The organism is Nocardia sp. NPDC049220 (assembly GCF_040647855.1).
GTDB lineage: Bacteria > Actinomycetota > Actinomycetes > Mycobacteriales > Mycobacteriaceae > Nocardia.
In genome coordinates this window covers 76,665-86,937 of record NZ_JBEZDA010000008.1, presented here as the reverse complement: position 1 = coordinate 86,937, position 10,273 = coordinate 76,665, and the positions used below count along the sequence as shown (strand labels likewise).

Genomic DNA, 10,273 nt, shown 5'->3' with positions numbered 1-10,273 from the left:
CCGCGAACGATTCCCCCACGTGCCCCACATCGACGGACCAACGCTCGGCGCCGCACGAACCCTCGCCGAAGTCGCCGAACTACTCGGCGCCAGTGGGACTCTCCCGCGGACGGGCCAGTCTTCGGCCGTGGGCGGCTTGACGAAACTTGCACCTGAGACGCCTGTCGCACCGCGTGCCGATGCGACCGCCCGGCCGGCTGACGATGGCGGGCTGCCGCTACGACTGGCGCTACGGCCCATGCCACGCGCGGCCGCCGGTCTTGCCCTGCCCGGTCTGCTCGGCAGCCGGGTCGCGATCACGGGCGGTAGGCCCGGCGTCGCCGATTTACTCGCGAAGGAACTCGTCGACGCCGGCGTCGACGCATTCGCCGCCGCCGAAACCACCGCGGACGCCCATGGGCTGATCCATCTCGGCACGCTGGGTATGGCGGATGCGACGCTCGCCGCCGATCGCGATTCCTTCCGGTTGGCGCGAATCTTCGCGACCGAGCGAGTCGCCGGGCCTGGAGTCTTCGTCACCGTGCAGGACACCGGGGGCGAGTTCGCCCGGTCGGGTGCCACGCCGACTCCGACCGGCCTCGCGGCTCTGGCGCGGACGGCCGCGCGAGAGTGGCCAGAGGTCAGCGTGAAAGCGATCGACTGTGACACTCGTGGCCGCACCGACGCCGCCATCGCCCGCGCGATCGCGCGGGAACTGCTCAACGGCGGCACGTCGACCGATGTAGGACTGACCGCGAGCGGTGACCGGACCGTGCTCGAGACAGTGACGCTTCCACCCTGTGCGGCAACCGGAAAAGCCGTCGGTCCGCATTCGGTGATCGTGGTCAGTGGCGGCGCGCGAGGGGTCACCGCGGCTGCCCTTCGTGCGCTCGCCGAAGACAGCGCACCAAAGCTGGTCCTGCTCGGGCGGACGCCGCTCACCGACGAACCGGCGTGGCTGCGTGCGGCGCACGACGAGACGGCGGTTCGTACCGCCATCATCGAACACCTTCGTGCCAGCGGCGAGGCACCCGATCCCCGGCGCATCAGGAGTGTGACCGCCGCGGTCCTCGCGGTCAGGGAGATCCACGAGACAGTGCGTGCGTTGCAGATCGCGGGCTCGCCGGTGCGTTACGTCACGGCGGACGTGACCGACGTCGAGGCCGTGCGCGCCGCGGTAGCGGAAGTCCGCGCCGAATGGGGACCGATCACCGGACTCGTACATGGTGCGGGTGTGCTCGCTGACAAAGCCATTCGCGACAAGAGCGACGAACAGTTCGACCGGGTATTCGAGACGAAGGTCGGCGGACTGCGCACGTTGCTCGCCGCGCTCGACGACGATCCGCTCGAACTGCTGTGTGTGTTCTCCTCGGTGGCGGCCTGCTACGGCAACACCGGACAGGGCGACTACGCGATGGCGAATGAGGTCGTCACGCAACTCGCGGCGATGGAACAGCGCAGACGGGAAGACTGCCTGGTGCGCGCGATCGCCTGGGGCCCATGGGAAGGCGGCATGGTCGACGAGTCGCTCGCGGCGCATTTCCGCGCCGCGGGCATGCCGCTGATACCCCTGGCGGGCGGCGCCGAGGCCTTCGTCGAGGAGTTACGGGACGATGCCGGACCGGTGTGCGTCGTCCGGGCGGCGGGTCGCCCGGACACCGGTTCCGGAACAAGCGGAGAGATCGCACTGACCGCCCGCGAGCACCCTTACCTGACCGATCATCAGATCGGCGGGGTGCCGGTGGTCCCGGTCGCGATGGTGCTGGAGTGGTTCACCGGTGCAGTTCGAGCAACATTGCCCGGCGAAACCGCCACCATCACCGGCCTCGAAGTGTTGAGCAAGATCGCTCTGGACGATTTCGCGACCGGCAGCCGGGTGTTGCGCCTGAGCGCCGACCGTTCCGACCCGACAGGCCCGCTGATGCTCACCGTGTTCGGATCTGGGGGACGACCGCATTTCCGGGCACGGACAACAATTCCCAGCGTCCCGCCACACCGATGGACCGCATTGACCGACCTGCGACCACTGGGCCGGGAGACCTATGACGGTCAGGTGCTCTTCCATGGGCCCGCATTTCAGGTGATCACTGTGGTCGAGGGCGTCGCACCGCACGGTGCGGCGGGCGTGGTGACCGGCACTCGGGCACGAAACTGGCCCGAGGCGCACCGACACACCGACCCGGCAGCGGTCGACGGCGCGTTGCAACTGGCGACGCTGTGGGCCGAACACGCACTCGGGGCCCCGGTATTGCCCATGGGCGTCGCGGAGTTTCGGCTTTTCGTCCCCGGCCCGCTCGACGGCGACGCGCGAGTTCAGGTGCGGGCAACGCGGGCAGGCGGTAGCGAAGCCGGTTGCGACATCCAGGTCTGCACGTCGGCGGGGACCGTACTGTTCGAACTCGGCGGGGTCCGGCTGATCGCCCGGCCCGACACCACCGGTTAGGAGAGCCGCGGTGTTCGAACCCGTCGCGGTGGTCGGCCGAGGTTGCGTGCTACCGGACGCACTGACGCCGGACTCGTTCTGGCACAACGTCGTTACCGGCCGGCTCAGCGTCTCGACTGCGAGCGCGGACCGGTGGCGGCTGCCGGACGCGGCGATGGCGCAGGTCGTCGGACCGGCGCCGGCTCCGGTGCGCAGCGCCGCCGGGGGCTATGTGCACGGCTTCGACGACATCTTCGAACCGGACGGTTTCCTGGTCGGGCGTGCGGAGATCGCCGCGCTGGATCCATCGTTCCGCTGGGTGCTGCACGGTGCCCGCGAAGCGCTGCGCGAAGCCGGCGAGGACAGACCACGCGACCGGACAGGTCTTGTCCTTGGCAATCTGTCCATGCCCACCGATGGTTTGGTGCGCTACGCGGAAAGCGTGTGGCTTGCCGAACAACCCGAGTTGCGCGCCGTGCTGTCGGACCGACCGGCAGCCCTCGATCGGTTCTCGTCGGCCATGCCCGCACACTTCGCGGCCGCAGCGCTCGGCCTGGGCGGCGGCGCGTTCGCACTCGACGCGGCATGCGCTTCGGCGCTGTACGCGATCAAACTCGCGTGCGACCGCCTGCACGCCCGCACCGCGGATGTGATGGTGGCCGGCGCGGTGAACCGCGTCGACGACCTCGCAGTGCACCTGGCCTTCAGCGCCCTCGGGGCACTCAGTCCCACCGGCCGCAGCAGGCCGTTCCACCGTGGCGCCGACGGGCTGGTGCCCGCCGAGGGTTGCGGATTCGTGGCACTCATGCGACTGTCCGACGCACTGGCGGCGAACGTGCGCGTATTCGGGGTGATCCGCGGGATCGGCCTGTCGAACGATGGCCGCGGCGCTGGACTGCTCGTGCCGTCGCAGGCGGGGCAACTCAGGGCGATCCAGCAGGCCTACGCCATGGCCGGAGTCGCACCGGAGTCGGTGTCACTGCTCGAATGCCACGCCACCGGCACGCCGCTCGGCGACACCACCGAGGTGCACGGGATGGCAGACGTATTCGGGGACGCATCCGACCTCCCGATCGGTTCGGTGAAGTCGAATACCGGTCATCTCGTCACCGCAGCCGGCGTGGCCGGGCTCCTCAAGGTGCTCAGCGCCTTCGAAGCCACCGTTCGACCGCCGACGCTCTCGACCGACGACCCGGTCGACGCCCTGCGCGGCACCCCCCTGCGGCTGCTGCGCGAAGCCGAGCCGTGGGATGGTCCGCGCCGTGCGGGAATCAGCGCCTTCGGTTTCGGCGGCAATAACGCCCATCTCGTGCTGGACCCGGGTCCGGGAGACAGCGCAGCGGCCCTCGCTCCACCACAGGGCCGTTCCGACGGTGCTCACTCGGACCGACCTGACATTGCGCACGGGGTGTCTGGAGCGCGGAGGGCGATAGACGACGGAGTGCCTGCGCTCACACCTCAGCAGGCGGACTCGACCCCCGAGCCCGACGAAGCGGTGGCGATCGTCGCGATCGGCGCCCGGGTCGGAACCTGCCGGAACTACGCCGAGTTTCGGGACAGTTTGCTCCGCGGCATCTCGCGTATGGAACCGGCCACCGAGTACGACGTGGAGCTCGATGGCTTGCGCACGCCGCCAGTCGATCTGCGGGAGGCGCTCGGGCAGCAGGTCGCCGTCCTCGAAGCGGCTCGGGAGGCCGCTGGTCACGTCGTCCTGCCGCGGGAACGGACGACCGTACTGATCGGGATGGGATGCGACCCCCAAGTCGCGCGCCATCCAGCACGCGTGCGCGTGGCGGCGCACGTGGCGGCGACCGAGGGGCGCGAAGCCGTTCAGGACGCCTTCGCCGCGCCGCTGGCGGCGCCCGCGGTGCTGGGCACCATGCCCAATATCGTCGCCAACCGGATCAACTCGCAGCTCGACCTCGGTGGGCCCGGTTTCACCGTCTCCGCCGAGGAAGCGTCCGGAATCGTCGCGCTGGAGCTGGGTTGCCGCGCTTTGTACGACGGCTCGGCGGACGCCGTTCTCGTGGGTGCGGTAGACCTTTCGCACGAGCCGGTCCACCGCGGCGCGGCACAAGCAGTAGGGATCCATGCCGAACCCGGTGACGCGGCGGTGGTGCTCGTCCTCAAGCGCGTCGCCGACGCCCGCCGCGACGGCGACACAGTACTCGCGGTAGTCGGCGGCGCCGGTGACGCCGAACTGGTCGTCGGGGACGCGGCGGTCGACGGCGCCGGGCTGGAAAAGTTCGATCCGGCAGCTCTTTTCGGTGTTCCGCACGCCGCGAAGTCGTTGCTCGCTGTTGCCTGCGCCGCCGTCGCGCTGCGGCACCGCGCAGTGCCTCGAGTCGGACGTATGGCCGATCCATCGCTCGGGATCCGGCTCGCCACCGTCGCCGTCGAGACACTCGGCGCGCCCCCCGCCGTCACTGTCCTGACCGCTGCCGACGCAGCACCGTGGAATACCGAAACTATGGTGCGCCAACATATCTACTCCGGGGTCGATGCCCCGAGCGTGCTTGCCGCCGCTCGCACCGGAGTCGAATCAGATCACGGTCCCGCTCGGCTGGTCGTGACCGCCGAGGACGCGGAACAGCTGGCCACCCGCATCACTGCGGCGCAGCAGTGGCTCGATGGTCGGGGGGTACGTCCGGAGGGAGTCGCCTTCCGGGAGCGGCCGGTCGAGGGTGAGGTCGCGTTCGTCTACACCAACGGTTCCGCATGCTACCCCCGGATGGGGCGTGACGTGCTACTGGCGTTCCCGGATATCGTGGACCGCGTCCAACGCCGTTGTGGTCCGCTCCGGGGCTTCGCCGGCTGGGCCTACACCGGTGATGGTGCGGAGGCCCCCCACGTGCTCAACCAGATCTGGGGGGCTTCTCTGCTCGGTCAGGTTCACACGGAGCTGACCCGCGGTGTCCTCGGCCTCGAACCGGCTGCGGTGTTGGGCTACTCGTCCGGCGAAACCAATTCCCTTGTCGCGATGGGTGTGTGGCGCGAGGTGCCGCAATTGGTTGCCGACGCCGACCGATCTCCGCTGTTCACCCGGGAGGTGGCGGGCGACCTCGAAACGGTACGCCGCGCATGGCGCGCGCACGGCATCGAGGAGGGTCGGTGGACCAGCTACCTCGTCAACGCCGACGCGGGTGCCGTGCGTGCGGCGCTGCGCGACGAGCCCACCGTTCGCCTCATGGCGATCAGCGCGCCAGAAGTGTGCGTGCTGGGCGGCGAAGCCCAGGGCTGCGCCCGTGTGCTCGCCACGCTCAGCGGAGTAGCCGCGCTCCCGCTCGGCTACGACATCGCCGTGCACATCCCGGAGGTCGAGCAGGTGCGCGACGCGTGGTGGCGACTGCACGACAGGCCGACCACGGAACTGCCCGATGTCCGCTTCTATTCCTGTGCGACCGCATCCTCCTACACCGTTTCGCGGGTGAGTGCCGCGGACGCCATCACCGAACAAGCGATCGGCACCATCGATTTTGTTGCCACAGTGGAGAAAGCGTGGGCCGACGGCGTTCAGGTCTTCATCGAACACGGTCCACGCGCATTGTGCACGGGCTGGATCTCGCAGATCCTCGGAAACCGAGAGCACCTGGCCGTTGCGCTGGACTCCACCGATGGACAGGGGCAACGCAGCCTGATCAGAGCCGTCGCCGAGTTGAGGGCGGCGGGAATCGGTCTGCGGCACGCCGAGCTGTTCGAGCGGCTCAGGGGCAGTGACACTCCCGCCCGATCGGCGGTGTCGGTGGTCCGCACGGTCGCGCATCCGCCGCCCGTCATCGTGCCGAACTTGTACCCCGCCGCCGAGACGATGGCACCCGCTCCCGCCCTGCCGCCGGTGAGTTTCCCTGCCCTGCTCTCGCCGCAGTGCACCGCAACCACCCAGACCTCGCCACCAGCTGCGGATTTCGTCCCGTTCACGCCGTCGACCACCGCTCCACTCTCGCCGCCAGTAGCCGCCGCTACCCGGGCGTCCACACTGTTCGCCGAAATAGCACAGGTGCACCGGCGGTTTCTCGAGGACCAGGGCGCGATGCACCAGCACTATCTTGCGGTGGCCGCGCACGCGCAGGATCTCTTGCTGCGCCCAACCTGCCAGCTTTCCCGGTCTGCTTCGCCTTCATCCCGACCGTCTCCAGCTGCGCCGATGTCCCTGCCTGTCTCGACTGCCCCCGCCCTCGTGCCTTCTGCGGCTCTATCGCCTCCCCCGCTTTCCTCCGCGGCGCCGCGTGTCCTGGGACCCCCGGCTACCCTGCCAGCCCTGCGCGCCCCGACTTCTCCACCTTCCGCCGCGGTTTCGCATGTCCTGCCTTCCCCGGCAACACCACCTCCCCCGCCGGCCCCCACTGCGCCGCGGCGACTGCCGTCGTACGACCGCGCACAACTGGAAGCCCTTGCTACGGGACCGATCTCGGCTGTCCTCGGCCCGTTCTTCCGAACTCAGGACGGATTTCGCCGACAGGTGCGGATGCCCGCGCCGCCGATGTTGCTCACCGACCGGATCGCCGGGATCGACGCCGAGCAGGGGCGCCTGGGCACCGGAGCGATCCACACCCAGACCGACGTCACCGCCGACAGCTGGTACCTCGACCCGGCCGGCCGTATGCCCGCCGGCCTGATGATCGAAGCCGGGCAGTCCGACCTGTTGCTCATCAGTTGGATGGGTATCGACCTGCTCAACCGTGGCGAGCGCGTGTACCGGCTGCTCGGTTGTGAAGTCACCTTTTATGGCGCACCACCGGTCCCCGGCGAGACGTTGACCTTCGACATCCACATCGACGGCCACGGCGAACAAGGCGGCATGCGCCTGTTCTTCTTCCACTACGACTGCCATGTCGACAACGAACTCCGGCTCAGCGTGCGCGGCGGTCAGGCCGGATTCTTCAGCGACGCCGAGCTCGCGGCCAGCCGAGGCGTGTTGTGGGATCCGGCCTCGGACGAGCCCGACCAAGCCGCCCCCTGTGATCCCCCGGTGCGGGACAGTGCCGTCAGCGCCTTCTCAGCCGAACAAGTTGCCGCATTCGCGGATGGGCGGCCGGAGGAGTGTTTCGGCCCGGGATGGCGGCGGACCCGGGCGCATGTGCGCACTCCGCGTATCGCGGACAGCCGCATGCTGTTTCTTCATGAGATCACCGAGTTCGCACCCCGCGGCGGGCCGTGGCGCCGCGGGTATCTTCGGGCCACGACTCCCGTTTCGCCGGGCGACTGGTACTTCGATGGCCATTTCAAGGACGACCCGTGTATGCCGGGCACCCTGATGCTCGAAGGCTGCCTGCAAGCAATGGCGTTCTACCTGGCAGCGCTGGGTCATACCATCGATGCCGATGGGTACCGGTACGAGCCGGTGACCGACCTGGCCATCCCGATGCGGTGCCGCGGCCAGGTCACTTTGGACAGCCGGGAGATCGTCTACGAGGTGTTCGTCGCCGAGATTTCCGGCGGTTCCGTACCCACTCTGATCGCTGATGTGCTGTGCACCGTAGACGGGGTGAAGGCGTTTCATGCCCGCCGCGCCGGACTCCGTTTGGTGCCGGACTGGCCACTCGCGCAACTCCCATCCACCATCACCAGCACTCGGAATGCGGGGACGGTCGCCGCTGACCAGGCGGCACTGCTCGCATCGGCCTTGGGCCGACCCAGCGCGGCATTCGGATCGATGTACGCACCGTTCGATGGCACCCGCCGCGCAGCCCGCCTACCAGGCCCGCCGTACCAGTTCGTCTCCCGGATCATGACGGTGGACGCGCCGCCGGCGGCGATGCGACCGGGCACCCGAGTCGTCGCCGAGTACGACGTGCCACCCGACGCGTGGTACTGGAACGAGAACGGCTATCCAGTGATGCCGATGTCCGTGCTGATGGAGGTCGCGTTGCAACCGTGCGGTTGGCTGGCCTCCTACGCGGGTTGCGCGCTGTCCACCACAGCGGATCTGCTCTTCCGCAACCTCGACGGCGTCGCCACCGTACTCGCTGAGGTGACGCCGGCGACTCCCGTCGTGCGCACGACGGCCATCCTCCGCGATATTTCGACACACGCCGGAATGATCATCGTGGCGTTCGATCTGGCGTGTGACGCGAATGGCACGCCCGTACTGTCCGCATCGACCGTATTCGGCTTCTTCCCACGCGACGCCTTCGCCGACCAGGTCGGTCTGCCGGCGACCAGCGCGGACCGCGCGAACCTCGTTCCCGCTGGTGATCCGATGATCGAGCCGGACTCACCGCTGTCCTCCGGCCCGACGCTGCGGATGTGGGACCGGATCACCGCTTACCATCCGACCGGCGGACCCGCGGGGCTGGGCCGGATCGTGGCGGAAAAGGAGATCACCGGAAGCGAATGGTACTTCCGGTCGCACTTCTTCCAGGACCCGGTGCAGCCGGGCTCGCTCGGGGTCGAAGCCATGATCCGGCTGCTGCGCTTCGTTCTGAACGATAAGGGATCGACTGCCGGATCGCGTTTCGAGTCGGTCGCGCTCGACGAACGTCTGACGTGGAAGTACCGCGGCCAGGTAACTCCGGACAACAGCCTGGTGACGATCGAACTGACTGTGTCGCGCATCGAGTGGACCGGCGCCGTATGCCTGGCCGTCGCCGACGCGGCACTGTGGGTCGACGGCACCAAGATCTATCAGGTTCCGGATCTGTCGGTCCGGCTCGTTGCCGCGGATTCATACCAGGCGGAGGAAGTTCTCGACCCGGTCGTCGACGACTGGGTGGGCGACCACTGTCCCACCTGGACTGTGCCGGCGCTGCCCTTGATGTCGACCATGGACAGAATGTTCGCGGCGGCACGAAAGCTGGGGACCGTGTGCGCGCTGCGCGAATTCCGGATCCAGCGGTGGACCCCGGTGCCGGGCACGACAAAGCTGCGCACCGAAGTACAGCGAACCGACCAGGCGTTCGCCGTCACGGCATCACTGTGGCGCGAGGCGAAGAACCCGGCCCTGTCGAGGTTCGAGCAGACCGCGGTCGCCACACTCCTGCCGCGGAACACCGAACCCCGCCCCGCCCCATGGCCGGATCCCGCCGACCTGTGCCCGGCACCGAATCCGTACACCTCGGGTGCGCTCAGCCATGGGCCGCGTTTCCAGTACCTCGTCTCGGTCCGATCCGGCCCTAGCGCGGCGGTGGGCGTTCTCGACGCCGCTCGCGGCAGCGTGCCCCGGGGCGAACTGCACCAAGGGCTCCTCGACGCGTGCACCCATGTCATTCCGCACGCCGAGCTCTGGCGCTGGTCACCGTCTATCGATCGCGGACAGGTCGGCTACCCGCACCGCATCACTGTGCTCAACTTGTACGACTCCCTCCCGGCGCAAGGGGAACTGACCGTCAGAGCCCGGTTCGCCGGATTCGAGGCGGGCGACCACACGCACCCTGCCTTCGACGTGCAAGTATGTCAGGGAGACCGGGTCCTGGCCGCATTCCATCTCGTCGACGCGCTCGTCCCTGCCGGCCCGTTGGCCGCGCTCGACCACGCCGAACGTCGGGCCTTCCTGCGCGACCGGGCATTCGTCGCAGGCACCGGCCTGTCCCGGATCGAGAACGGGGTGACCCGGCTGACTCAGGCGGAGGTGGACAACCTCGACTGGCTCACCGGTACCGTCGCCCAGATCTATGCGCTCGACCTCGGCGTGCGCGGGCATAACCGTGACGATCGAACGAACGCGGCAATGCACCACAGCGCGGCCCGGTTGGCCCAGATCGCGATGAAAGACCATATCGGTCGCAGGCTCGGCGTCCATCCCAGCGAGATCGACGCGGACGTTGCCGCATCCTGCGCCTATCGCGGTGCCGACGTCTACCGGCTCGAGGTGACGATCCTGCCCACCTCAGTGGTGGTCCGAGACGCATAGCCGGTTCTCCGAGACCGCGGTCC

At 68.8% G+C, this 10,273-nt stretch carries 2 protein-coding genes; both read left to right on the top strand.

Features of this window, described 5'->3' with window-relative positions; all coding sequences use genetic code 11:
• Window positions 1-2,422: SDR family NAD(P)-dependent oxidoreductase (locus tag AB0C34_RS19195; protein WP_357074333.1), on the top strand; the 2,422-nt coding region annotated here is incomplete at its 5' end.
• Window positions 2,423-2,432: 10 nt separating this feature from the next.
• Entirely contained in the window at window positions 2,433-10,250 is a 7,818-nt protein-coding gene (locus AB0C34_RS19190) for a beta-ketoacyl synthase N-terminal-like domain-containing protein (RefSeq protein ID WP_357074330.1), read from the top strand.
• Window positions 10,251-10,273: the final 23 nt, after the last annotated feature.